This is a genomic window from Methylobacterium sp. 391_Methyba4, assembly GCF_029691625.1.
Taxonomy (GTDB): Bacteria; Pseudomonadota; Alphaproteobacteria; order Rhizobiales; family Beijerinckiaceae; genus Methylobacterium; species Methylobacterium fujisawaense.
This window is the reverse complement of the sequence record NZ_CP121475.1, coordinates 3,040,285-3,063,660: the sequence shown is the minus strand read 5'-3', so window position 1 is coordinate 3,063,660 and position 23,376 is coordinate 3,040,285. Positions and strand designations below refer to the sequence as shown.

Below are 23,376 nucleotides of genomic sequence, written 5' to 3'. Positions count from 1 at the left end.
GCTCGACGATTCGCCGCACGAGCGATCAGGCCGCCGGCCGGGGCAGCATCCGGTCGCTGATGATCCGGCGCTGGATCTCGCTCGTGCCCTCGAAGATCGTGGTCAGCCGCGCGTCGCGCCAGTAGCGCTCGACCCGACGCTCGGTGGTGTAGCCGTTGCCGCCATGCAGCTGCATCGCCTGGTTGGTGACCCGCACCGCCATCTCGGTGGCCAGGAGCTTCACCATCGCCGATTCGCTCTCGGCGGCCTCGCCCTGGTCGAGGAGGTGGGCGACCTGATGCCAGAAGGCCCGCGCCTGCGCGACCTCGGCCGCCATGTCGGCAAGGGCGAAGCGCAGCGCCTGGAAATCGCCGATCGGGTGGCCGAACTGGACCCGCTCCTGAAGATAGCTCTGGCAATCCTCGACCGCCGCCCGCGCGACGCCGACGGCCCGGGCCGCCGTGTGGACCCGGGCGATGTTGAGGCCGCGCTGCACCGCGGCGAAGCCGCCGGAATCCGCGTCCGCTCCCTGGTCACCGTAGAGTCCGGTGAGGCGGTCGCTCTCGGGCACGCACACGTCCTCGAGGGTCAGTTCGAAGGTCTGGAAGCCGTGGTAGCCGATCTTGTCGATCACTCGGCCTGTCACGCCGGGCGGGAAGCTGTCGCGTTCCTTGAGCACCAGAAACGGCTCCAGGCCGGCGGAGCGCGATTCCCCGGGCTCCGGATCGCGGGTGCGCGCGAGGACCTCGATGAAATCGGCGCCCTTTGCGAAGCCGGCCCAGCGCTTGGTGCCGGTGAGCCGCCAGAGGTCGCCGTCCCGCACCGCCCGGGTCTGCACGCCGGCGAGGTCGGAGCCGGCATTGGGCTCCGACAGGGAGATTGAGCCGATCCATTGTCCCCGGGCCGAACGGCGAAGCAGCTCCGCCCGGCGCTCCGCGTCAAGGGTCTGGGTGCCCAGCCCCTGGCCGCGCGCGAGGATGCTGCCCACCGAGAGCCACGCCCGTGCCAGTTCCTCCGAGACGAGGCAGTACTCGAACACGCCGAGGCCCAGGCCGCCGTGCTCCGCGGGGATCGTGATGCCGAACCAGCCCTTCTCGGCCATGGCGTCGATGAGCGTACGCGGCATCTCGGCCTTCTGCCGGTCGAGCGTGTCGGCCATCGGCAGCACCGTGTCGCGCGCGAAGGCGCGGGCCTCGGCCTGAAGCGCCGCCCGGGCCTCGGTCCGCCAGGGCGAGGCGAGTTCCGGAGGCTGCGGCGCGATCAGGTCCTTCCAATCCTCGGATCCGGTCATCGTTACCCCCGTATGGTTTGACGCCATGTGGCAACTCAGTTGAGGCCCGTGCGGGAAACACGCGCTTACAAATTGGTTCCGTCGCCCACCTTCGAATAATCGGCGGATCGGGCCATAATAGCCTGATGATGCAGGCCGAACCGCTGACCGATTCCTTCGCGATGAACGCACCCGCAACACCCCACATCCTCGTGGTCGAGGACGATCGAGAGATCTCGGCCCTGATCGCGCGCTACCTGCGCGGCAACGATTGCCGGGTCACGCTGGCGGGTGACGGGGCCGAGATGGACCGGGTCCTTTCGGAAGCGCGGATCGACCTGATCGTCCTCGACCTGATGCTTCCCGGCGAGGACGGACTGAGCCTGTGCAAGCGCCTGCGCGGCACGTCGCAGATCCCGATCCTGATCCTGACGGCGAAATCCGAGGAGGTGGACCGGATCCTCGGCCTGGAGCTCGGCGCCGACGATTACCTCGCCAAGCCGTTCAACCCGCGGGAGCTGCTCGCTCGCATCCGCGCGATCCTGCGGCGGGTCGCGGCCGAGGCACCCGACGCGGACGAGCGGCGGCGGCTGCATTTCTCGGGCTGGACGCTCGACGTGTCCCTGCGCCAGGTTCTGTCCCCCGAGGGCGCCCGCATCTCGATCACCGGTGCGGAGTTCGATCTCCTGCACGCCCTCTGCCTCCGGCCCGGGCGGGTTCTGTCGCGGGACCAGCTCCTCGACCTCACGCAGGGCCGCTCTGCCGGCCCGTTCGAACGCAGCATCGACGTGCTGATCTCCCGGATCCGTCAGAAGATCGAGCGCGACACCCGCAATCCGGAATTCATCCGCACGATCCGGTCGGGCGGCTATCTGTTCACGCCGGAGGTCACGCGGTCATGAGCGGTCTGCGCCGTCTTCGCGCGCGGCTGCGTCCGAAGACCATCGCGGGCCAGATCGCGCTGCTCGTGGTCGCCGGCATCGCGGTCGCCCATGTGGTCGCCACCGCGGCATTCCTGATTCTGCACGAATCGCAGAACCCCGACACGCTGCCGGGTGTGGCCGCGAGCCGCCTCGGAGTGCTGGTGAGACTGCTGGACGCCGCCGATCCGGCGGCGCGGCCGGCCCTGCTCGCGAGCGGTCGCAGCCTGCCGCTGATCCATGTCGAGCCCTGGGACGGCACCGTATTGCCGGGGGCGACGTCGCCGCCCGACCTGCCGGTGATCCGGCGGCTGCGCAACGGCGCCGGCCGGCCGGTGACGATCACCGACCTCTCCGCGGCCGATCCGGACGGGGAGCGGTCGGACGCGCGGCTGCATATCGGCATCGTCACGCCGGCGGGCGCGCGGCTCCAGGCGACGCTGCCGAACGATCCCCTCCGGGGGCCCCGCCAGGGTGCGCTGATCTTCACCGTCGTCTTCCTGGCGCTGACCCTGGCGCTGCTCTGCGTCTGGGCCACCCGGGCCCTCACGGCGCCGCTGAAGCGGCTCGCCGGTGCCGCCGAGGCGTTCGGCGCCCGCGACGACCACGTGGCGCTGCCGGAGGCGGGCCCGCGCGAGGTGCTCGCCGTATCCCGGGCGCTGGATCGGATGCGGTCGCGGGTGCGCCGCCTGATCGACGACCGGACGCAGATGCTGGCGGCGATCAGCCATGACCTGCGCACGCCGATCACCCGGCTCCGCCTGCGCGCCGAGTTCATCGAGGACGAGCACGCCCGCGCCTCCACCCTGCGCGACCTCGACCAGATGAACGGCCTCGTCGAGGCAGCGCTCTCTTTCGTGCGCGACGGCCAGATCCGGGATGCGAACAGCCACAGCCTCGTGGACCTCGCATCGGTGGTCCAGACGGTCTGCGACGACTTCTCGGATTTCGGATCCCCGGTCAGCGTCAGCCGCAGCCGGCACGTCCTGGTCCAGGGAAGGCCCGAGGAACTCCAGCGGGCGGTGACCAACCTCGTGGACAACGCCGTGAAGTACGGCGGCCGCGCCGAAGTCCAGATGGAAGCGTCCGAGCGCGGCGTCCGGGTCTGCATCCTGGATTCGGGCCCCGGGATTCCCGAGGCGGAGCGGGAGGCCATGCTCCAGCCCTTCGTGCGCGGCGACCGCGCCCGCAACCTCAACGAGGCGAGCGGCTTCGGACTCGGCCTGTCGATCGTGCAGGCGATCGTCGAGGCCCATAACGGGCGCCTGCAGCTGGAAAATCGCCCCGGGGGCGGGCTCTGCGCCGCGATCGAACTGCCCCTGGCCGCACAGGCCTTCGCGGGGCGCGCGGCGCAGAAGCCCGTGCCGCGTCCGGCCGAGGCGGCCTGAGGCCGCCTCGGGTCTCGTCCGGTCTACGCGGCCCGCACGTTGCGCAGGAACTGCGCCACCTCGGCGCGGAGCTGCTCCGAGCGCGTCGCCAGGGCATCGGACGCCTGAGCAACCGAAGCCGCGGCCTGACCCGCATCGCCCGCGACCCGGGCGACCTCGGCGATCTCGACGGTCATCGTGCCGGTGCCGGCGGACGCCTGGCCCATGCTGCGGACGATGTCCTGCGTGGTGACGCCCTGCTGATCCACCGCGGCCGCGATGCTGGTCGACACGTGATTCATCGCCTCGATCTGAGCCGTAACTCCCTGGATCGCACCGGCCGCATCGCCGGTGACGGTCTGGATCGCCGCGACCTGCCGGCTGATCTCCTCGGTGGCCCGGCTGGTCTGGGCGGCGAGTTCCTTGACCTCGGAGGCGACCACCGCGAAGCCGCGCCCGGCCTCGCCGGCCCGGGCCGCCTCGATCGTGGCGTTCAGGGCCAGCAGATTGGTCTGACCGGCAATCGTCGAGACCATCCCGACGACGTCGCCGATCCGCGTCGCCGCGGCGGCCAGCTCCGTCATGGTCTGCTCGGCCCGACGCGCCTCACCGACGGCCGTCGCCGACATCCCGGCCGCCTGCTCGACCTGGCGGCCGATCTCCTGCACGGTGGCGCCGAGTTCCTCGGCCGCGGCCGCAACGGTGTTGACGTTCTCGGAGGTCTGCTGGGCGGCACTGGCGACGCTGGTCGAGCGTTCGGACGTGCCCGCGACCGCACTCCGCATGGTACCCGAGGCTCCCTGAAGCTCCGTGACGGCCCCCGTCAGGCCCTCGACGATGGCCCCGACCGAGCGTTCGAAGCCGTCGGCGAGGTCTTTCAGCATGGCGCGGCGGCTCTGCTCCTCGCGCAGACGCGCGGCCTCGGTCGTCTGAAGCTGCTGGGCGGCATCCTCAAGCGACATGTCGCGGATGGTGACGACCGCGCGGGCGATGTCGCCGATCTCGTCCCGCCTCTTGCTGCCGGGAACGTCGGTCAGGGCCTGGCGGTCGGCGAGGGCCTTCAGCGCGCGGGTCAGGGCTCCCAGCGGCGACACGATCGAGCGCGCGAGCAGCAGGCCGAGCACCGCCGTGACGGCCAGGACGATGAGACCGGTCAGGATCAGCGTCCGAGACAGGGCCTGCACGGCATTGATCGCCTCCGCCTGGGTCTGCTCAGCCAGCACGGTCCAGGGCGCGCCGAGGACCGTCACCGGCGAGGCGGCCGCCATGTGTGCGCCGTTCTCGGCCGTGAAATCGACCGGACCGCCGACCTTGATCCGGTCGGCGGCCAGGCCGATTCCGGCGAGGCCTGCACCGGCATGCAGAGCCGGGTTCAGCGGTGGATTGCTGCGCAACAGGCCGTCTGTCCCGACCGCCAGGATCTGCCCGGTCTCGCCGAGACCGGTCCGCTTGGACAGCGTTTGATCGAACAGGGTCGGCGTGACCCGCATGACGATGTAGCCGGTCCGCTCGGCCGCCTGCGCCGTGCCCATGGCGACGTTCGCCCGCTTGGTCATGACACGGCCGATGAAGGCAGCCGGGGTCCCATCCACCGGGTAGGCGGCGAAATCCTCGAAGAGAACCGCGCCCGGATCGGCGGACTTGAGACGCTCGACGAGCCGCGCGAGCGCCGAGCCCGCCAAGCCATCCTCCGAGACCGATTTGGCGAAATCGGCGCCCTTGGTCGTGGTGTAGACGATCCGGCCGTTGTTATCGACGAACATCAGGTCGGCGTAGCCGGGCTGGGCCACGAGCTTGTGGGCCACTTCCTGGACCTTGACGTGGCGCCGGGCATACATCGACGTCATGCCGCTGCCGTCGAGGGCGATCCGCGCCTCAGCCGTCTGAGGCGTTTGGAACGCCTCGATGACGCTCGCGGTGTCGGGCTTCGCAGGGTCGAGATTCTCTATCAGGTCCGTGAAATTCGAGACGATCTGCGGATGGGTCGCCACCGCCTGGAAGTCCGCCTGCATCCGGTCCGCCACCAGCTCGATCGCGTCCCGCCGCGCCGCCGCGGCGAGTTCGAGGCGCTCGTGCGCCGCGGTGATCAAGCCCGACCGCGCCGAGTACCAGCTGAATCCACCCATGGCGGTGGCGCTCAGAAGCGCGAGGCCGACGGTCGTCGCGGGAAGGCGCGTGCTCAGCCGCGAAAGCGTTTTCATGATGACCCTGAACTATTGAATGACGGCGATCCAACCAGTCCAATGGCCCGACTCTTATAAAAATCTCGTAAACATCGATGCAGCGCGCGGATATCGAGCACTGGCACTATACAACCTGAAAGAACGTGCTCTGCCAAGAATTCAAGTTGTGGACGGGCCCCCTTCGGTTTTCGATAGTCACCCGCCCTGCGGCCATGGCGGAGGGTCTGCAGCATTGCGGACCCGGCCGGCGCGCGTGCTGGCTCTCCTGCTCCCGGAATCTCGGATCATCACGGTCATGTCCACGGACCGTCCTCGAAAGCACTCCGCCATCTGACGGTGACCCAGTGCCGGTCGGGCTCCGAACCCAAGGCGTGGATGCGCACGGGCCGGCGGCGATCCGATGCGCGACGGTTGGGCCGCCGCTGGGGGCAGGCGAACGAACGGTTTGCGACTGTCGAAAGGCAACAGTCGACCGCCCTGCGCGGCCGGACGCGCGATCTGGATCCCCGAGACCGCGCCGCGATCTGGCCCGCCGCGCGGGCCTTCGGCCGCTCGTGAGCCCGCCATCTCGGGCTGTGATGCAGCATCCGCCGACGATGCAGCCGATATCCGGAGGTTGGACAAGTCGGGTGCTGCCGCGCGACCCTTGGCGGCGGTAAGTTCGGTCGCATCTGCCGCGTCGGCGGAGGCACGGTATGTTCATCAATAGCGACGCCCTCGCCGGCGTCCTGCGACTCCTCTGGATCGCGATCGTCCTGCTTGGGGGTGTGATCGTCGCGCATCTCGTCTGGGTCAGCCTTGTCGCGCGCTGTCGGGCATTGGCGTCCATGCCGCTGCCGACGAAGATCGCGATCGTGGGCGCGGCCTTCGCGACGCCCGTCGTCGGCTTCTATGCCGTCGAGATCGCGTCTTGGCACCGGCGGCAGGCGGCGCGGCCGCGCTTCCGCGTCCCGCGACACATCGCGGTCGCCGCTTTGCTCACGCTGGCGCTGGCCGCGGCCGGCACCCTGTTGGTGGAAGGGCGGGCGGTGCCGGAGGACCGATCCTGGTGGCGTGCGGCAGGTCGTTTCGAGGGACAGGTCTGCGTGCTGCTGATCGGGCAGATGATGGTGTTCATGATCCTGCGCGTGTTTCTGACGGCCCGACGTCCAGCGCTGCTGTGGATCGCCTACGTCCTCTCGGCCGGGATCCTCGCTGTCCTGCTCGCCTGAACTTGTCTTCGAGAGCGGCCGGGTACACGTCGATCCCTGAGACCGATCGTTGCGCGTGTGCCAGGACATCCATCGCGCGCAGGATCCATCTCCGGCCCGGGATGCGGTCTCGCAACCGCCATCGGCGGAAGGTTATGAGCCCGATGGCCGAGGCCCTGCGGAGCGCGGGTGCGCCGAGACGGCGATGGTGACGGCGATGGAGACGGGATGAGCAGCGAAGTCAGCCTCCACGCGGCGCGCAGCATTGCGCTGATCGGCGCGCCGATCGAAGTCGGAACCAGCGAGCCCGGCGCCCTTATGGGACCTGCGGCCCTGCGCACGGCTGGGCTCGTCCGCGCGCTCAGCGAACTCGGCCATAGCGTCACGGATCGCGGCGACGTCGCCCCGGAGGGGCCCGCCGGGATGCGCGGGCTCGATGGCGTCGCCGCCTGGACGCGGGCCCTGTCCCGGGTCGTCGAGGGCGCCCTCGATGCCGGGTCGCTTCCGTTGACGGCCGGGGGCGATCACAGCCTGTCCCTGGGCTCCGTCGACGGCGTGTTGCGGCACTGTGCGCGGCATCGCCGATCCGTCTTCGTGCTCTGGCTCGACGCCCATGCCGACTTCAACACGCCGGCGACATCGCCCTCCGGGAACGTGCACGGCATGCCGCTCGCCGCCCTGTGCGGCGAGCCGGGCTTTCCACGCCTGTTCGCCGAGCCGGTCCCGCAGCCATTGTCCCCCGCCAACGTCCACCTGTTCGGGCTGCGATCGATCGATGCCGGCGAACGTGCGCTGGTGACGACGCGGCGGGTCGGCATCACCGACATGCGGACGATCGACGAATTCGGCGTGGTGGCGCCGCTCCGGCGGGTGCTCGACCGGGTCGCGGGCCAGGGCGCGCATCTCCATGTCAGCCTCGACATCGACTTCCTCGACCCGTCGATCGCGCCCGGCGTCGGCACCACGGTCCCGGGCGGCGCCACCTTCCGGGAGGCGCATCTCATCATGGAGATGCTTCACGATTCCGGTCTGGTGCAGTCCCTCGACGTGGTCGAGCTCAATCCCTTCCTCGACGAGCGCGGGCGCAGCGCCCGGGTGCTGGTCGAGCTGGTGGCGAGCCTGTTCGGCCGTCGCATTCTCGACCGGGCCACCCTGCCGATCGAGGCCGCCCCCATCGAGCCGGCTGGGCGCGGCTGATGGACCACCGCCTCCCCACGTCGTCATGCCCGCCCGCGGCGACCGGCGCCCCACCGGCACGCCAGCGCTCGGACGGGCGCGTCCGGCTGCGGGTGGGCCCGACCCACCCGGGCGGCGCGACGCGCATCCTCGATCTCGCCGAATCCGGCCCGTCGCGGCTCCGATTCCCACGGGGAACGGGCGCGCTTGAGACGGTCCTGGTCAACACCGCAGGCGGCGTGGCTTGCGGCGACACCTTCGCCATCGACCTCGCCCTCGATCCGGGCGCCGAACTGGTCCTGACCACCACCGCAGCCGAGAAGATCTACCGATCGGACGGCCCCGTAAGCCATATCGCCAACACCCTGGCTCTCGAGGCCGGCGCGCACCTCGCCTGGCTGCCGCAGGAGACCATCCTGTTCGACCGCGCCCGGGTGCGCCGCCGCTTCACGGCCGATCTCGCCGAAGGTGCGGCGCTGATCGCCGTGGAGGTCGTCGCCTTCGGCCGAGCGGCCAGGGGCGAGCGGATCACGGACGGGCTGTTCGCGGATTCCTGGCGCATTCGCCGGGGCGGCCGGCTCGCTTACGCCGACGATCTTCTGCTGGACGGCCCGATCAGCGATCTCCTCGCCCGTCCGGCGGTGGGCGGGGGAGCGCGCGCCTGCGCGACCGTCCTCGACATCGCCCCCGGCGCGGAGGCGCGCCTCGAGGAGGCCCGCGCCCTCTTGGCCGGGGCCGCCGCACCCGGAACAGCGGCAGCCGCGAGTGCCTGGAACGGTCACTTGGCGATCCGCGCCCTCGCGGAGGCCGTCGGCCCGTTGCGCGGCCTCATCGCCCGGTTCGTGGCGCAGTATCGCGGCGTCGCGATGCCCCGGGTCTGGCAGAGCTGACAGGAACCGCCACGTCGGCAGCTCAGGACCGTTGCCTGCGACGGCCGACCTCTGCTAGAGACGCGCACCCGGAGCTGTCCGCCAAGCTCCGGACCGGATGGCAACGCCGTTCAGGAAGGCCTCGTGGCGGAGTGGTTACGCAGAGGACTGCAAATCCTTGCACCCCGGTTCGATTCCGGGCGAGGCCTCCATCCTTCTTATTCCTCTCCTGGCTGATCCCGCCGTGATGCTCCGGCGTGAGCGTCGCCGCGCGCTCATGCGCTGTGGACCTGCGTCGTGAAGGTCTCGATGGCCTTCTGCAGGCTGTGCGCCCCGGACGTGACCCGCACGGCGCCACCGCGCACCTGTCCGGCCTGCGCCTCGTTGGACGCGGCGGCGGCCTGAACACCGGCAACGCTCTCCGAAACCCTCCGGGCGTCCGCGGCCGCGCTGGAGATCGCCCGCGCGATTTCCTGGCTGGCCTGGCCCTGCTGATCGGTGGCCTTCGCAACTTCGGAGGCGATCAGGCTCATGCGGGCGATCGTCTCGCCGATCGTGCCGATCGCGCCGACCGTGCGTCCTGCGGCCCCCTGGATCGCCCCGACCTGCCCGGTGATGCGGTCGGTTGCGAGCGCCGTCTGGCCGGCCAGGGCCTTCACCTCGGCGGCGACCACCGCGAAGCCGCGCCCGGCGACACCGGCCCGGGCGGCCTCGATCGTCGCATTGAGCGCCAGCAGATTGGTCTGCCCGGCCACCTCGCGGATCAACGTGACCACCGTGCCGATCTCCTCGGCCGCTTGCGACAGGCTCATCACCGTCTCCTTCAGGCCCTGCGTGTCGGAGAGGGCGGAGGAAGCGATCTCGCTCGTGTGCCGCACCCGGGCCTCGATCTCCCGGGCCGAGACCGAGAGTTCCTCGGCAGCGCTGGCGATGCTGTCGACCAAACCGGCACTCTGGCTGGAGGCGCCCGCCACGATGGCGGCCTCGGACGCCATCGCGCCGGCATTGCCGGTGAGCGTGTCGGCGGCCGCCTGCATCGCCTCGGCCGATCCGGCGAGATCGGCGACCGCGCGATGCGTCTCGGCCTCGAAGGCATGGGTCGCCGTCGCCAAGGCTTCCGCCCGGATCCGGTCACGATCACGGCGCATCTGCGCCTCCGCGTCCAAGTCGCGCTTCTCGATCAGAGCGGTCTGGAACGCCGCGATGGCGGCTGCCATCTCGCCGATCTCGTCGCGACGATGCGTGAACGGGATGACAAGGCCGAGGTCGTTGGCGGCGAGCGCCGTCATGCCATCCTTGAGACGGTGCAGGGGGCGCCGCACCTGGGTGACGATGATCCAGACCGCCGCGAGCAACCCCAGCACGAGCGCCACCGCCGGCACGACCACGAGGGTGATCCGCGCCTGCCGCCGGTCGACGGCGTCCCCGGCGCGTCGGGCATTCAGGCGGCTCAGCACCTCCCGTCCAAGGGCGCCGATCTCGGCCACCATGCGCTCCCGATTCTTCACGGTCGCCTCGTCGGTCGCCTGGATCAGGGCCGCCTTGGGCGACACCGTCAGCCCCAGCTCGGCCGTGTCGGTCTGGTAGGCGATGAATTCCTTCACGAAGAGATCGAAGCGCCGGCGCCGATCCTCGGGAAGCTGATCTTCCATCGCTGCGAGGAAGGGTCCGCGCACCTGCTCCACCGTCGCAAGGGCGTCGTGGAGTGCCGACAGGCGTGTCCGTGCCTCCGCGGTGTCTTCCGCGGTGTAGAGGGCCGTGGCCTGCACCACCGCGTGCTCGATCGCCTGCCCCAGGGCACCGGCCTGCAGCCCGGCATTCCAGATCCTGTCCGTCGCGGCGGCGCGCTCCTGCTCCCAGTTCGACTGCCGGACGGCGAAGGCCGCGATGCCGATCGCCACGAGGGCCAGCAATCCGATCACTGCCGAGAGCTTGAGGCCGAGTGAAATTCGCATAGGAGCCGCGCCGCTTCAGCGAGGGTTACGAAGAGGCGCAGATATACACGAACACTTCCTTTTGAACAGGTAAATATAGCCGGCAAAATCTATTATCTGATATGGCGATCGAGGCCGCGATCTATCAACGAATAGCCAGATCCTGCAGCACGCACTCAGAATGATCGCGCGCATACCGCGTGCTTCCGGACCGGACGACTGCGAATGCTGGATCTCGCGAGCGCTGGAGCCGCGTATTGGACCGCTTCGGGCCTATGGACGCCCGCGTGCCGGTGGCGGGCTGCGCGCCCGCCGCGAGACCCGTCAGCGATCCCGGGCAACGGGGGCCGGACTGCCGACCGGCTGACGGCGGGACTGCTCCTGCATCCGGAGCGCGGCGACGATCTCCCGGCGGAGGTCATCGCGCTGCACGTCGACGAGATCGGGCAGGATATCGGCCTCGTGCTCGTCGAGGGCCGCGATCAGTCGGGGACGGTCGGCGGCCCACTCGAAGGCGACACGCACTTCGCGCTCCGCATAGGGGTCTTGGGGGTTCAGGCAGTGATGGGTCAGCATGATAGCAACGGACACGCACCGGGTCGTCCGGGCTGGCGCTCCCGTAGGATCGCGTCGCGACATTCGGATGACCCAGGCGGCGACGGCCGGAGCGAGCGGGTCAAACCAGCGGCGGGACCCGGCGCATATGTTGCCAAAAAGCCACATAGCAGGCGCTCGACTGCCATCGGTGCAGGCCGCGCCCTGTGACGCAGAGCGCCGTGCCGTAGAATGCCCGCGGATCATGCGTCGAGGCCCTTGCGTCCCGCGATCGCGGTGTGTAGAGACCCCCTCGTGATCCCCGATAGCTCAGTTGGTAGAGCAGGCGACTGTTAATCGCCTTGTCGCAGGTTCGAGTCCTGCTCGGGGAGCCATCAGCCCCCATCACAGCCCCGCCTTTCGGACCGCACGGCGTTGAGCGCTGATGCCGATCCGTTCTTGCGACAGGATCTCGGGGCCCCTTAGGCAGCAGCCGCTTCATCCCGTCCGTGCGCCGGCCCAAGATCCCGGCCGTCGATACGGCTGAGACGCGCGCAGCGCTCAAGGCGAAATGCCGATCGCGAGCGCCACCGGACGGTCTCGGGGCGGCCGCGCATGTCGGCGACCGCGTTCACTCGGAACGGCACCCGAAATGTCGGCGGGCCGCGGCGGGGACCGAAGGAGGCGACCCGGCTCTGCCTAGCGTTGAGCGGATCAAGATCGCCGTGCTTGTCTTCGTCGACGGACAGCCCCCCGCGCCGCACCGACCTGATCCGCCCCCTGTCGGCGGGGTAGAGCGGCAGAATCTGCCGCTGGGCCGATCCTGCCGGTCCCCGACCCGGGAGCATCGCTGAAATCATTGGGAAAATTCTGGAATGCGCCGTGCCTCCCCGAACCGAAGGCGGTCGCGGAGGCGTAGCATGTCGGCGAATGCGGTTACGGGCAGTTCTCTCCAGCGGGATCTTGTCAGCGCCCTGAGACAGGCGCGTGCGGCGAATACGGCCCGGATCGAGGCCGGCGCCTCGACCACGGCAGGCCAGGATCCGACCACCACCCAGGCTACCGGAAGCACCGGGCAGACGACCGGCACCACATCGACACCGACCCTGTCGAACGATCTGATGGCGTCGCTCCTGCAGCTGCAATCCGACTTCAGCCAGATGGGCCTTCAGAGCGGCGTCACCACACCGGCGGACGCCACCGCCAATGCCGACGAAGCCTCCGCGACCGGCACGTCATCGAGCCCGACCGCGGACGGCGCGGCGCCCGTCCATCACCGTCGCGGCCACCATGGCCATCGGCCGGCGTCGGACGCGACGCAGAGCGGTGCATCCGCGCCGACCGGCGCCGCAACGGACGGCGCGTCGTCCACAAGTGCGTCCACCGGTACGACGGCGACCGCCGATGCCGCGTCGGCGACCGGCAGCGGCGACGGCCTGCAATCCTTCCTGCAACAGGTGACGAAGGCGATCGCCGCCTATGCGACGGGCGGCCCGGTGGGCATCGCGGCTGCACTCACCAGCAGCACCCAGGCCTGACCCGGCCGGGATCGCCTGGCGTCTGGAGTGGTCCGCCGGCCTCTGGCATGATCGGGGGAACCGGAGATCGCCATGCCCCTGACCATCCCCGTGATTCTCGGCAGCGTCCGCACCGACCGCATCGGCAACCGAGCCGCGCAGTTCCTGATCGCGCAACTCGAGGCGCGCGGCCACGCCGCCCCGCTGGTGGACCCCGCCGAGCTGAAGCTCCCGCTCCTCGACCGGATGTACAAGGAATATCCGGCCGGCACCGCGCCGGAGCCCCTGCAGCGCCTCGCCGACCTCTTCCGCGGATCGGACGCCTTCCTGGTGGTCACGGCCGAGTACAATCACGGCGTCCCGCCCGCGCTCTCCAACACCCTCGACCATTTTCTGGAAGAGTACTTCTGGCGACCGTCGGCCATCTGCTGCTACTCGGCCGGTCAGTTCGGCGGCGTCCGGGCGGCAATGGCATTGCGGGCGATGCTTGCCGAGATGGGCATGTCCAGCATCCCCTCGCTCCTGCCGATCCCGCGGCTCCAGAAAGCCATCGACAGCCAGGGCATTCCTGCCGAGCCCTGGATCACGACGGCGGCCAACCGCTTCCTCGACGAACTCGAATGGCACGCCGAGGCCCTGCGGGACCGGCGCCAGCGCGGCACGCCGTACTGAGCGGCAGCCGGCCGCCCCCAGCCCCGTCGCGGCGGCGTCATCGCCCCCTCGCGGGAGACAACGCCCCCGGTGCATCGGAGGTATTCGAACGGCCAAGCGCACCTCGATGCGCGCAATTTTGCGCCATGAAGTGATCGAGACAGCGCTTTCGATTCTCAGGATGAGCAAATACTCGACACACGATTGCAGAACAACTTTGCATGATCTCGCCGACGAAACGGTGAACGCGCCGCGCGCCCGGCGCACGAGACAGTATTGCTCTGTTGCAAAAAGGTGGCTGCACGGTGAGCCGAAGTATGAGAGCTTGGCCGTGTTCCCCAACGCGGACCGATTCCGATGAAGATCGACGAGAGGGCGCTCCTGCAGGAGCGCGTGCGGACGCTTGTCCTGCGCCATGCCCTGGAAGCCGTACTGGACCGTCTTGCATCGGCCGCGCGGGATGCGGGACGGGATGCCGAGGCGGAATTTCTCGGCCTGGAGCAGTCGCTGATCGCGGCCGCCCGCAGCGTCGCCGACCGGGCCAGCGCCCAGAAACTGGCTGTCCTGGTTGCCGTCGAGGACGCGAGCACGACGATCCGGGCCGCCTTCGACAACGCGCACGAGCGCCTCGACGTGCTGCGACCGTCGCATCTCACCCTCGTCGAACCGGAAGCTGCCGTCGCAGCCTAGCAGCCGCGCCGTCCCCCGCAGAGAGCCGGACCGGTCGTCGGGCTCAGGGCTCTCAGCGCGGCCCCGCCTCAGGCAGGGAGCCTTCGGGGTCCAAGGGAATTGGCGCGCGGAACGCCGCGAGACCGGCGGAGAGCCGCGCCAGCGTGGCGAGGCCGAGCGCCAGGAAGACGGCCCCGCCGGTCAGGACGACACGCTCGATCCGGTCCGTATTGATGATGTGGTCGGGGACCTCCACGCATTGCACGAGGATCTCGGCGACGAGCCCCAGCACCAGCAAGGCGAGTCCGCAATGGTGGCAGAGCGCGTCGATCGCCGCCTCGCGATCGGGATCCTCGGTCGGAAGGCCGCCGAGGAGATGGCTCACGCCAGGGCGCTCTTCCAGCACCACGCCCCAACCGATCAGGATCACGCCCATCCCCTCGATCAGATGCCCGGCCTCGTGAATCGTGGCGTGATGCTGAAATCCAGCGCCCCAGAGCAAGATCGCGACATCGACAAGCGCAAGCGTCAGCGGCAACGCGATCAGCACATTAAACGCGAAGATCGACCAGCGGTTGAGAAGTGATCTTGCCAGCATGGACCGGACGAAAGTCTGAACACGCAGGGGCACAGAACTCTGGCGCGACTCAGAGCCACTGTCCCTGGACGAAATCAGCAAGAGCGCGTCGCTTCAGCCCCGTCAAGAACTAGCGACTGTTTGGAACGCAGGGGCCGCGATATGGGATTACACGCCCCCCCCTGAGAGACCCTGGGCACCGCGCGGCGCCAGCGGCCGCGCCGCGCACGGCGTCGAATCCCGTTTCCCATTCGGATGCGAGGCACGAAACCATCGGCCCGGCCGGATGGTGCTCGACCGCGGTCCCCGACTTTGCAGCGATACGGGCGGAGGCGTCAGGAAGGCCGCCCGAACGAACGCATCCGATCCGCTCCTGCCCCGGCGCTCACTGCTTGGCGCGATTGATGATCGCCCACAGCACGCGGGCGACGGGCTCGGTGACGGTGCGGCGGTACTTGCGGTGGACCAGCTGACCGTTGTGATAGACGTCCTGCTCCACATAGAGCCGCTCGCCGTCCCAGCGGACGATATTGTCGGACTCGATAGTCTCCTCGACGCCGAGATCGCCTCGGAGAATCGAGTTGCCTGTCTGGGTCAGCATACGCGCGTCCTCGTTCACGCAGTCGGTTCCACCCGGGGAGCGCCACCGCGGCCCTGGCAGCGCGGCTCCCGGCGGCCCCCGACACCGGGCAGCATAGGAGTGCATCGGTGTACACGCCAGCGACCCGGTGGACGCAATCGTCGGACCGTCACCGCACCGGGCGCCAGGCTCCGACGCGCCGGGATCGGTCTCGACGCGCCCCGTGTGCGCTTCGGCACGTTCAGCTCGGCCGTAAGGTGCGATGCTTCACATGCGCTCCGATCCGCATGCACGTTGCAGGCGGGACCGGCGGCGCGACGGAGGCGTCCATGCTCGCTCGCCCGTTCCGCCTGATCGCCCCGGCGCTGGCCGCCCTCGGCCTCGTGGCCCTGCGCCTCGCAAGCCCCTTCATCGGGCCGGCCTCGCCCCCGCAACCCGGCACTTCCACGGATACGGGGGTCGTGTTCCGGCACTACCTCTGAGGCTCAGCCGCGCCGGCTCAGAACGGCCGGCCCGGGCACCGGGCATGCGGATCCGACTGCGGGTCCGAGGACGATGTCGCCCTGCCGCGGGTTGTTCACCGTGAAGGGAGCCGTCTCCTGAAGACCGATGAAGCCGCGCCCCAGTTGCGGCACGAACAGGTCGCCCCCGAACCGGACGAAGCAGCGGTCGAGGACCGCCTCATAGTCGAAGGTCCGCTGGACAACCGGGCCCGCACCCGCGCCCGGCATCCCGCAATAGCCCGTGATGTCGATCTGGCCCGGCCGTGACAGCCGCATCGGCAGCGACCGACCGGGCAACAGCGTGGCGGGCGGCCCGCCATCCTGGCGGGCGACCAGGACCAGATTCGATCGATTGTAGACCCGCCGCAGGCAATCCGCCGACGCGCCGGAGACGCTCGAGACCGTCCCGGCGATGCCGAGCGCGAGTCCGGCCCATGCCCATGCTACACGCTTCGTCACCGCAATTCCTCCGCCGGCCGGGCGCTCGATCGGTCGAGGCCGTCGATCATGCCGCTTGCGACTTGAACAGCGGCCAGCTTGGCCGCGCAAGACGAACGCGGCAAGATCGGCCGCGTTCACGCGCGCCGCGTAAATTACCGCACGCTTGAAAGCCCGCAGGCTCGCCGGTCCCGCGAGGCGCGTCCTCCCGGCTAGCGCCGCTCGTAGAGCAGGCGGGCGCGGATCGTGCCCGGGATGGCGCGGATCTCTGCGAGCAGTGCCTCCGCATCCGCGTCGGTGGCGTCGGTCTCCAGCACCACGTACCCGACCTCGCCGTCGGTCTGGTAGAACTGCGCGGCGATGTTGACCTGCCCGCGGGAGAACACGCCGTTGAGGCGTCCGAGCATGCCGGGCAGGTTGCGCTGGACGTGGATGAAGCGCGTTCCGGTCGGGCGGGCCGGGAGTTGCACCTGCGGGAAGTTCACGGCGCCGACCGTCGAGCCGATATCGGAATAGTCGAGGAGCTTGCGCGCCACTTCGGAGCCGATGCGCTCCTGAGCCTCCTCGGTCGATCCCCCGATATGCGGCGTGAGGATCACGTTCTCGAGTCCCTGGAGGGGGCTGACGAAGGCCTCCGCGTTGGACCCGGGCTCCGCCGGGAAGACGTCGACGGCGGCGCCCTTGAGGTGGCCGTCGCGCAGCGCCGCCGCCAGAGCCTCGAGATCGACCACGGTGCCCCGGGCGTTGTTGATCAGGAAGGATCCGGGCTTCATCGCACGGATCTCGGCCGCGCCGATCATGTTGGCGGTGGCCTCCGTCTCGGGCACGTGCAGCGAGACCACGTCGCTCTGGCCCAGAAGCTCGTGCAGCGTCTCGGTCGGCTCGGTGTTGCCGTGGCGCAGCTTGTCGGTGTGGTCGTAATACAGAACCCGCATGCCCATGGCTTCGGCGAGCGTGGAGAGCTGCGTGCCGATGTTGCCGTAGCCGACGATGCCCAGCGTCTTGCCGCGCACCTCCAGCGAGCCCGCCGCCGACTTGTCCCAGCGGCCGGCATGGGCGCCCACCGAGCGCGGAACGATCCGGCGCAGCAGCATCACGATCTCGCCGATCGTCAGCTCCGCCACCGAGCGCGTGTTCGAGAAGGGGGCGTTGAAGACCGGAATGCCCCGATGCCGGGCGGCCTCCAGATCGACCTGATTGGTGCCGACCGAGAAACAGCCCACCGCCAGGAGCCGGTCCGACGCCGCGAAGGCGGCCGCGTCGAGTTGCGTCCGCGAGCGGATGCCCACCATGTGCACGCCCTGGAGCGCCTCGTGCAGGGCCTCCCGGTCCAGCGCCTTCGGCAGCCGGGTCAGGTTGGTGTAGCCGGCGGCCCGCATCAGTGCCACGGCGCTGTCGTTGATGCCCTCCAGCAGCAAGACCCGGATCTTGTCCTTGGGCAGGGAAAGCTTGTCGGGCGTCATGGGCATGGATCGTCTGGCAGCAGGCCCCCGGCGGCGGCCGGACGACCTTGGGTTCGAAGCGGCTCCGGATACGAGGGCGCCCTGTGCGTTGCAACATGGCGCGACGCCGGGCAGCCCCGCCCGGGGAGCGCTTCAGAGCGCGCAGCGGGGTCGCGCGGCCTCGGCCCGCGCCGAACCGTGCCGAATATTCGGGCAGGTCGACGACGCTCGGCGGGCATCTCCGACGGAACTTGAGGTCGCCTCGCGGCTTGTAGGGCCCTGTACTGTTAACGGCTCGATTTCCGGCAGCGCCGGACAGCGACCTACCATTCGGTCCTCGACGATGCACATCCGCACCGGCTTCTCGATCGCGTTCGACACGTTCGGCCCGACGCCGATGAACCTGCTGCTCAACGTCCGCCCGGAGCTGAGGCGCGACCTCGTGACCCCGGAGGTGATCACCTTCGATCCTCCGGTGGCAGCCCGGCAGCACGTCGATGCCTTCGGCAATGTCTGCACGCGCCTCGTCGCGCCGGGTGGACGGATCACCATGACGGCCGATTTCACGATCGCCGACAGCGGCCGGCCGGACGACCAGGCGCCCGACGCCCGCCAGATCGCCGTGCAGGACTTGCCCGACGACGTCCTGACCTTCCTATTGGGCTCGCGCTACTGCGACACCGACAAGCTCTCGCAGACGGCTTGGTCGCTGTTCGGCGCCACGCCGGAGGGCTGGGCGCGCGTCCAGGCCATCGTCGATTTCGCCCATAACCGCCTGCGCTTCGACTACCAGCAGGCCGACGCGACCCGCACCGCCTTCGACGGCTACACGCAGCGCGTCGGCGTGTGCCGGGACTTCGCGCATCTGGCGATAACCCTGTGCCGGTGCATGAACATCCCCGCGCGCTACGCCACCGGCTATCTGGGCGACATCGGCGTGCCGAAGGATCCGGCGCCGATGGACTTCTCCGCGTGGTTCGAGGTCTACCTCCACGGGCCCGACGGGCCGCGCTGGTACACGTTCGACGCCCGCCACAACCGGCCCCGGGTCGGCCGCATCGTCATGGCCCGCGGCCGCGACGCCACCGACTGCGCCCTGACCACGAGCTTCGGTGCCGCCCAGCTGATCCGCTTCGATGTCCATACCGACGAGGTGCCGGCCGCACCGGATGCGCTGGCCCAGGCCGCCTGAGGCGTCCCCACGCCCTAGACGGTCTCGACGGTTGGGTGCGCAGGGGCGGCGTTGTTCGCGAGGTGCAGGAACGTGGGGTCGAACTCGGCGACTTCGGCGAGCGCGTGCCAGTTCTCGATGGTCAGGATGCCGCCGCCCAGCGTGACGAGCCCGCGGCCCCGGAGCGTCCGCAGAACCCGGTTCAGGTGGACGCTCGTCAGGCCTAGGGAGTCCGCGAGTTCGGACTGCTTGGGCGCCAGCGGACAGCTCAGGCCGCGCGTCAGCCCGACCGCCTTCTGCCGGAGATAGAGCTCGCAGAACATGTGGGCGACGCGACCGAGCGCCTGCCGCCGCCCGAGACTGGTGATCCGCTCGCGGTAATGCGCGGCGTCGATCAGGCTGTCGCGCCAGAGGGTGGCGGCGAGACCGGGATTCTTCAGGAGAACCGCCCGCAGGTCGTCATGCGCGACCAGCGCCACGACGCAGGACGTCAGCGTGGCGAGGTTGTGATCCATCCGGTGCAGATGGAGGCTCTGCAGGTCTGGAAGGTCGCCCGCGATGTAGAACGACAGGATCTGGCGTCCGCCCTCGGCCAGGGCGGAATAGCGATAGACCCAGCCCTGAAGGACGAGGCAGCTCTGGTTCGGCCTGTCGCCGAACCGGACGATGTCGTGGCGCGCGGGCAGGTTCCGGACGGTGTGGGGCAGCGCGAGGAGCGCCTCGCGGTCGGCATCCGCAATCCGCGCGATGCTGTCGAGCTTGCGCGCCAGCATCTCCATCGGGGCGTTGTACCCGTTCGGCATCGGGCGTTCAGGCCTCGGTTCGCGGGGCATGGGGGATGCCGCTGTGCCGCAGACGCGGGGCACGATGGGAGACGAGATCAGGACGCAGCACGCTTCTTCCCTCAAAACGCTCCGGATGCGCCGGACAGACACCAGGCCGCGCCCGACGGACCGGTGCGGGCTCTCCTGACCGGCGGATATGCGCCGGGCAAGCGTCCGGCGGCAGACAGACTTGCCACATCCGCAGCCGGCGGCAAGACCGCACGCAAGACCGCACCTGCGCCGCGGCCATCCGACGCCCGGCGAGGCTAAAACCCTAATCGGTTGAAGTCGCAAGGCCGATGTTGTAAGGGACCCGCGTCCTCCCGGATCCCCTCTCGCGCGCCCGCCTTTCCGGTGCGCCCGCCAGGTTTCCGGCTGGACCGCCCTCGTCATCCGTATCGACGCGTCGGCAAGCCGGGTCCCGCGGGACCGGCCGCCTCTCCCGAAAGACTCCGGGAAGGCCGCGGCGAACGGGGGCGCCTGCAACGCGAGCCGCCGACGCAACGGGCCTCCGATGGAGGCCGTTCAGGAGACAGAATGACCGCAGGTACCGCTCTGGGGCGTGGCCCGAGCCGCGAGGATTTCGCAGCCCTCCTCGAGGAGAGCTTCCTCGAACACGAGATCACCGAAGGCTCCGTCGTCAAGGGTCGCGTCGTCGCGATCGAGAAGGACGTGGCCGTCATCGACATCGGCGCCAAGACGGAAGGCCGTGTCGCGCTGAAGGAATTCACCGGTCCCGGCCGCGAGGGCGAGCTGAAGGTCGGCGACGAGGTCGAGGTCTACGTCGACCGGATCGAGAACGCGCTGGGCGAAGCCGTCATCTCGCGCGACAAGGCCCGCCGCGAGGAGAGCTGGGTCAAGCTCGAGAAGTCGTTCGAGAACAACGACCGCGTCACCGGCACGATCTTCAACCAGGTCAAGGGCGGCTACACCGTCGACCTCGACGGCGCCGTGGCGTTCCTGCCGCGCTCGCAGGTCGATATCCGCCCGGTCCGCGACGTCACCCCGCTGCTGGGCACCCCGCAGCCGTTCCAGATCCTCAAGATGGATCGCCGCCGCGGCAACATCGTCGTGTCGCGCCGGACCGTCCTCGAGGAGAGCCGCGCCGAGCAGCGCTCGGAGCTGGTGGCCAACCTTGAGGAAGGTCAGGTCATCGACGGCGTCGTCAAGAACATCACCGAGTACGGCGCCTTCGTCGATCTCGGCGGGATCGACGGCCTGCTGCACGTCACCGACATGGCGTGGCGCCGTGTGAACCATCCGTCCGAGGTCGTGACCATCGGCCAGACGGTCAAGGTCAAGATCATCAAGATCAACCATGAGACGCACCGCATCTCGCTCGGCATCAAGCAGCTCCTCGCCGATCCGTGGGAGGGCATCGCCGCCCGCTACCCGGAGGGCGCCAAGCTCAAGGGCCGCGTGACCAACATCACCGACTACGGCGCCTTCGTGGAGCTGGAGCCGGGGATCGAGGGCCTGATCCACGTCTCTGAGATGAGCTGGACCAAGAAGAACGTCCATCCGGGCAAGATCGTCTCCACCTCCCAGGAGGTCGAGGTGCAGATCCTGGAGGTCGATCCGGTCAAGCGCCGCATCAGCTTGGGCCTCAAGCAGACCCTGCAGAACCCCTGGGAGGCCTTCGCCGAGAAGCACCCGGTCGGTTCCGAGGTCGAGGGCGAGGTCAAGAACAAGACCGAGTTCGGCTTGTTCATCGGCCTCGAGGGCGACGTCGACGGCATGGTCCACCTGTCGGATCTCGACTGGAACCGTCCCGGCGAGCAGGTCATCGAGGAGTTCAAGAAGGGCGACATGGTCCGCGCTCAGGTTCTCGACGTCGACGTCGAGAAGGAGCGGATCTCCCTGGGCGTGAAGCAGCTCGGCGGTGACCCCTTCGCCGAGGCCGGCGAGATCAAGAAGGGCCAGATCGTCACCTGCGAGGTCGTCGAGGTGAAGGATGCCGGCGTCGAGGTGAAGATCGTCGACACCGACATGCAGACCTTCATCCGCCGCGCCGAGCTGGCCCGCGACCGCGGCGACCAGCGTCCCGAGCGCTTCGCCGCCGGCGAGAAGTTCGACGCCCGCGTCGTCCAGTTCGACCGGAAGGCCCGCCGCGTGCAGGTCTCGATCAAGGCCCTCGAGGTCGCCGAGGAGAAGGAGGCCATGGCCCAGTTCGGCTCCGCCGATTCGGGCGCCTCGCTCGGCGACATCCTCGGCGCCGCCTTCAACAAGAAGCGCTCCGACGACGAGTAAGACGCCGACCCCGCCGCCCGGCCCGTCCGGGCGGTGGATCCCTGGCTTCGACACCCGCGCAGGACCGACGTCCTGCGCGGGTTCTTTTTTGCGCCCAGCAATTCAAGGTTGACGATGGCGGAGCGCGGGTGGGGTCGCCCCGTCCGGAACGACAGGGACGGGCCACCCGGTCATTTTCTTCGCGCGCCCCGTATCCACGCCTGCGGAAAATGCTCTAGAACACCGGCCTCGCCCGGCGCGGACCGAGCGAGCCGAAGGAAACCAAGGACTTGCCCGGCGCGAGCGCGATGCGCCCGCATCCCGTCGAGGGGGCCGGCCGGGGGGCTTTAGGGGAAGCGACAGCATGGCAGCCGATGCCGAACTGCTGATTGACCGGCGGCGCCTGCGTCGCAGGTTGTCTCTCTGGCGCGTGCTCGGCGTCGGCGGCCTCATCGTGGCGGTCGGTGCTTTGGGCTATCGGGCGCGGACGGGCGTCGAAGGCGCGTTCGCGGTGCAGCCGCAGATCGCCCGCATCTCCGTCTCCGGCTTCATCGCCGGGAGCGAGGCCACCGCCAAGCTGATGAAGCGGGTGGGGGATTCGGATGCGGTGAAGGGCGTGATCGTCTCGATCAACTCGCCCGGCGGCACGACCACGGGGTCGGAGGAGATCTTCCGCAACCTCCGGACGCTCGCCGCCAAGAAGCCGATCGTCGCCTTCGTGGACGGCACGGCCGCGTCCGGGGCCTACATCACGGCCATCGCGGCCGATCACATCGTCGCGCGTGAGACCAGCCTGGTCGGATCGATCGGCGTGCTGTTCCAGTATCCCGATTTCTCGGGGCTCTTGGACAAGGTCGGCGTCAAGGTCGAGTCCGTGAAGTCGGCGCCGCTCAAGGCCGAGCCGTCGGGCTTCACACCGACCTCGCCGGAGGCGCGCGCCGCCCTGGCCTCCGTCGTCGGCGACACCTATGCGTGGTTCAAGGGCCTCGTCGCGGAGCGCCGGGGCATGGATCCGGCGCAACTCGGCGCCGTGTCCGACGGCCGGGTGTTCAGCGGTCGCCAGAGTATCCCGCTGAAGCTGGTCGACGAGCTCGGCGGCGAGCGTCAGGCGGTGGCGTGGCTGGAGAGTGCCCGCGGCGTCCAGACGAACCTGCCGATCAAGGATTGGAAGCCCGCGACGGAGAGCCGGTTCACCCTGTGGTCCGCGGCCGGCATCGGCGCCGACCTCCTGGGCGTGGACGGCCTCGCGGCGCGCCTTCGGTCCGTGGGGGCCGAGGCACAGGCCGCCCGGGGTGGGATGCTCGCCCTCTGGCGTCCGGAACCCTGAACCACCGCCACCGCGCAGCCCGCCCC

The 23,376-nt window shown here is 69.6% G+C and carries 21 protein-coding genes and 2 tRNA genes; 14 read left to right on the top strand and 9 right to left on the bottom strand.

The features are described from left to right. Nucleotides 1-25 precede the first annotated feature (25 nt). The gene (locus tag P9K36_RS14220) at nucleotides 26-1,270 is read right to left on the bottom strand and encodes an acyl-CoA dehydrogenase family protein (protein ID WP_043757749.1); all 1,245 of its coding nucleotides are present in this window, start codon (nucleotides 1,268-1,270) and stop codon (nucleotides 26-28) included. A 125-nt stretch (nucleotides 1,271-1,395) separates the two neighbouring features. On the opposite strand from P9K36_RS14220, the gene P9K36_RS14215 reads away from it, so the two are divergent. Continuing rightward, the gene (locus P9K36_RS14215; RefSeq protein WP_278307155.1) at nucleotides 1,396-2,151 is read left to right on the top strand and encodes a response regulator; all 756 of its coding nucleotides are present in this window, start codon (nucleotides 1,396-1,398) and stop codon (nucleotides 2,149-2,151) included. Then, nucleotides 2,148-3,557: an ATP-binding protein gene (locus tag P9K36_RS14210; RefSeq protein ID WP_043380636.1), complete on the top strand. Its 1,410-nt coding sequence runs from the start codon at nucleotides 2,148-2,150 to the stop codon at nucleotides 3,555-3,557. Before P9K36_RS14215 ends, P9K36_RS14210 begins: the two co-directional genes overlap by 4 nt. A gap of 23 nt (nucleotides 3,558-3,580) precedes the next feature. Here the strand turns inward: P9K36_RS14210 and P9K36_RS14205 are convergent, their stop codons facing one another. Beyond that, nucleotides 3,581-5,737: a methyl-accepting chemotaxis protein gene (locus P9K36_RS14205; RefSeq protein WP_043757746.1), complete on the bottom strand. Its 2,157-nt coding sequence runs from the start codon at nucleotides 5,735-5,737 to the stop codon at nucleotides 3,581-3,583. Nucleotides 5,738-6,414: 677 nt separating this feature from the next. Between P9K36_RS14205 and P9K36_RS14200 the strand changes: the two genes are divergently transcribed. The 4 genes from P9K36_RS14200 to P9K36_RS14185 all read left to right on the top strand — a co-directional run bounded on the left by P9K36_RS14200 (nucleotide 6,415) and on the right by P9K36_RS14185 (nucleotide 9,166). Next, the gene (locus tag P9K36_RS14200) at nucleotides 6,415-6,930 is read left to right on the top strand and encodes a hypothetical protein (protein ID WP_043757743.1); all 516 of its coding nucleotides are present in this window, start codon (nucleotides 6,415-6,417) and stop codon (nucleotides 6,928-6,930) included. 207 nt (nucleotides 6,931-7,137) lie between these two features. Further along, nucleotides 7,138-8,106: an arginase gene (gene rocF / locus P9K36_RS14195; protein WP_043757740.1), complete on the top strand. Its 969-nt coding sequence runs from the start codon at nucleotides 7,138-7,140 to the stop codon at nucleotides 8,104-8,106. Beyond that, nucleotides 8,106-8,975, top strand: a complete 870-nt coding sequence (locus P9K36_RS14190; protein WP_043757736.1) for an urease accessory protein UreD — start codon at nucleotides 8,106-8,108, stop codon at nucleotides 8,973-8,975. The genes rocF and P9K36_RS14190 overlap by 1 nt, the downstream gene beginning before the upstream one ends. A 117-nt stretch (nucleotides 8,976-9,092) precedes the next feature. After that, a tRNA-Cys gene (locus P9K36_RS14185) sits at nucleotides 9,093-9,166 on the top strand. Nucleotides 9,167-9,229: 63 nt separating this feature from the next. Here the strand turns inward: P9K36_RS14185 and P9K36_RS14180 are convergent. Then, nucleotides 9,230-10,909, bottom strand: coding sequence for a HAMP domain-containing methyl-accepting chemotaxis protein (locus P9K36_RS14180; protein ID WP_043345914.1), 1,680 nt, complete (start codon nucleotides 10,907-10,909; stop codon nucleotides 9,230-9,232). Between the two features lie 303 nt (nucleotides 10,910-11,212). Then, entirely contained in the window at nucleotides 11,213-11,479 is a 267-nt protein-coding gene (locus P9K36_RS14175; protein WP_236961374.1) for a hypothetical protein, read from the bottom strand. Nucleotides 11,480-11,741: 262 nt separating this feature from the next. Between P9K36_RS14175 and P9K36_RS14170 the strand changes: the two genes are divergently transcribed. The 4 genes from P9K36_RS14170 (at nucleotide 11,742) to P9K36_RS14155 (ending at nucleotide 14,280) form a co-directional block, all read left to right on the top strand. After that, nucleotides 11,742-11,817, top strand: a tRNA-Asn gene (locus P9K36_RS14170). 525 nt (nucleotides 11,818-12,342) lie between these two features. Continuing rightward, the gene (locus P9K36_RS14165; RefSeq protein ID WP_043757731.1) at nucleotides 12,343-12,960 is read left to right on the top strand and encodes a hypothetical protein; all 618 of its coding nucleotides are present in this window, start codon (nucleotides 12,343-12,345) and stop codon (nucleotides 12,958-12,960) included. Nucleotides 12,961-13,032: 72 nt separating this feature from the next. After that, nucleotides 13,033-13,611 (top strand): NADPH-dependent FMN reductase, encoded by a 579-nt coding sequence (locus P9K36_RS14160; protein ID WP_043352726.1) that lies wholly within the window; start codon nucleotides 13,033-13,035, stop codon nucleotides 13,609-13,611. Nucleotides 13,612-13,947: 336 nt separating this feature from the next. Further along, on the top strand, nucleotides 13,948-14,280 hold the full coding sequence (locus P9K36_RS14155) for a hypothetical protein (RefSeq protein WP_043352724.1): 333 nt from the start codon (nucleotides 13,948-13,950) through the stop codon (nucleotides 14,278-14,280). Nucleotides 14,281-14,332: 52 nt separating this feature from the next. On the opposite strand, the gene P9K36_RS14150 is transcribed toward P9K36_RS14155, so the two are convergent. Together P9K36_RS14150 and P9K36_RS14145 are read right to left on the bottom strand one after the other, a co-directional pair. After that, complete coding sequence (locus tag P9K36_RS14150) at nucleotides 14,333-14,938, bottom strand: hypothetical protein (protein WP_236961378.1); 606 nt, start codon at nucleotides 14,936-14,938, stop codon at nucleotides 14,333-14,335. A 283-nt stretch (nucleotides 14,939-15,221) separates the two neighbouring features. Beyond that, a complete protein-coding gene (locus tag P9K36_RS14145; RefSeq protein ID WP_043351006.1) occupies nucleotides 15,222-15,437 on the bottom strand; it encodes a hypothetical protein in 216 nt (71 codons plus the stop codon). Between the two features lie 308 nt (nucleotides 15,438-15,745). On the opposite strand from P9K36_RS14145, the gene P9K36_RS14140 reads away from it, so the two are divergent. Then, nucleotides 15,746-15,898, top strand: a complete 153-nt coding sequence (locus tag P9K36_RS14140) for a hypothetical protein (protein ID WP_164706381.1) — start codon at nucleotides 15,746-15,748, stop codon at nucleotides 15,896-15,898. 3 nt (nucleotides 15,899-15,901) lie between these two features. On the opposite strand, the gene P9K36_RS14135 is transcribed toward P9K36_RS14140, so the two are convergent. Further along, a complete protein-coding gene (locus tag P9K36_RS14135) occupies nucleotides 15,902-16,378 on the bottom strand; it encodes a hypothetical protein (RefSeq protein WP_043351003.1) in 477 nt (158 codons plus the stop codon). Nucleotides 16,379-16,569: 191 nt separating this feature from the next. Further along, a complete protein-coding gene (gene serA, locus P9K36_RS14130; RefSeq protein ID WP_091955054.1) occupies nucleotides 16,570-17,820 on the bottom strand; it encodes a phosphoglycerate dehydrogenase in 1,251 nt (416 codons plus the stop codon). A gap of 322 nt (nucleotides 17,821-18,142) precedes the next feature. Between serA and P9K36_RS14125 the strand changes: the two genes are divergently transcribed. Then, the gene (locus P9K36_RS14125; RefSeq protein ID WP_043757722.1) at nucleotides 18,143-18,991 is read left to right on the top strand and encodes a transglutaminase family protein; all 849 of its coding nucleotides are present in this window, start codon (nucleotides 18,143-18,145) and stop codon (nucleotides 18,989-18,991) included. 14 nt (nucleotides 18,992-19,005) lie between these two features. On the opposite strand, the gene P9K36_RS14120 is transcribed toward P9K36_RS14125, so the two are convergent. Beyond that, on the bottom strand, nucleotides 19,006-19,773 hold the full coding sequence (locus tag P9K36_RS14120; protein ID WP_043757719.1) for a Crp/Fnr family transcriptional regulator: 768 nt from the start codon (nucleotides 19,771-19,773) through the stop codon (nucleotides 19,006-19,008). A 558-nt stretch (nucleotides 19,774-20,331) separates the two neighbouring features. On the opposite strand from P9K36_RS14120, the gene rpsA reads away from it, so the two are divergent. Continuing rightward, entirely contained in the window at nucleotides 20,332-22,044 is a 1,713-nt protein-coding gene (gene rpsA, locus P9K36_RS14115) for a 30S ribosomal protein S1 (RefSeq protein ID WP_043351014.1), read from the top strand. 343 nt (nucleotides 22,045-22,387) lie between these two features. Next, on the top strand, nucleotides 22,388-23,350 hold the full coding sequence (gene sppA, locus P9K36_RS14110) for a signal peptide peptidase SppA (protein WP_278307154.1): 963 nt from the start codon (nucleotides 22,388-22,390) through the stop codon (nucleotides 23,348-23,350). Nucleotides 23,351-23,376 lie beyond the last annotated feature (26 nt).

Coding starts and splice junctions, on each gene's coding strand:
- P9K36_RS14220 (WP_043757749.1), bottom strand. CDS start 1,270: ATGACCGGATCCGAGGATTGGAAGGACCTGATCGCGCCGCAGCCTCCG.
- P9K36_RS14215 (WP_278307155.1), top strand. CDS start 1,396: ATGATGCAGGCCGAACCGCTGACCGATTCCTTCGCGATGAACGCACCC.
- P9K36_RS14210 (WP_043380636.1), top strand. CDS start 2,148: ATGAGCGGTCTGCGCCGTCTTCGCGCGCGGCTGCGTCCGAAGACCATC.
- P9K36_RS14205 (WP_043757746.1), bottom strand. CDS start 5,737: ATGAAAACGCTTTCGCGGCTGAGCACGCGCCTTCCCGCGACGACCGTC.
- P9K36_RS14200 (WP_043757743.1), top strand. CDS start 6,415: ATGTTCATCAATAGCGACGCCCTCGCCGGCGTCCTGCGACTCCTCTGG.
- rocF (WP_043757740.1), top strand. CDS start 7,138: ATGAGCAGCGAAGTCAGCCTCCACGCGGCGCGCAGCATTGCGCTGATC.
- P9K36_RS14190 (WP_043757736.1), top strand. CDS start 8,106: ATGGACCACCGCCTCCCCACGTCGTCATGCCCGCCCGCGGCGACCGGC.
- P9K36_RS14180 (WP_043345914.1), bottom strand. CDS start 10,909: ATGCGAATTTCACTCGGCCTCAAGCTCTCGGCAGTGATCGGATTGCTG.
- P9K36_RS14165 (WP_043757731.1), top strand. CDS start 12,343: ATGTCGGCGAATGCGGTTACGGGCAGTTCTCTCCAGCGGGATCTTGTC.
- P9K36_RS14160 (WP_043352726.1), top strand. CDS start 13,033: ATGCCCCTGACCATCCCCGTGATTCTCGGCAGCGTCCGCACCGACCGC.
- P9K36_RS14155 (WP_043352724.1), top strand. CDS start 13,948: ATGAAGATCGACGAGAGGGCGCTCCTGCAGGAGCGCGTGCGGACGCTT.
- P9K36_RS14145 (WP_043351006.1), bottom strand. CDS start 15,437: ATGCTGACCCAGACAGGCAACTCGATTCTCCGAGGCGATCTCGGCGTC.
- P9K36_RS14140 (WP_164706381.1), top strand. CDS start 15,746: ATGCTCGCTCGCCCGTTCCGCCTGATCGCCCCGGCGCTGGCCGCCCTC.
- serA (WP_091955054.1), bottom strand. CDS start 17,820: ATGACGCCCGACAAGCTTTCCCTGCCCAAGGACAAGATCCGGGTCTTG.
- P9K36_RS14125 (WP_043757722.1), top strand. CDS start 18,143: ATGCACATCCGCACCGGCTTCTCGATCGCGTTCGACACGTTCGGCCCG.
- P9K36_RS14120 (WP_043757719.1), bottom strand. CDS start 19,773: ATGCCGAACGGGTACAACGCCCCGATGGAGATGCTGGCGCGCAAGCTC.
- rpsA (WP_043351014.1), top strand. CDS start 20,332: ATGACCGCAGGTACCGCTCTGGGGCGTGGCCCGAGCCGCGAGGATTTC.
- sppA (WP_278307154.1), top strand. CDS start 22,388: ATGGCAGCCGATGCCGAACTGCTGATTGACCGGCGGCGCCTGCGTCGC.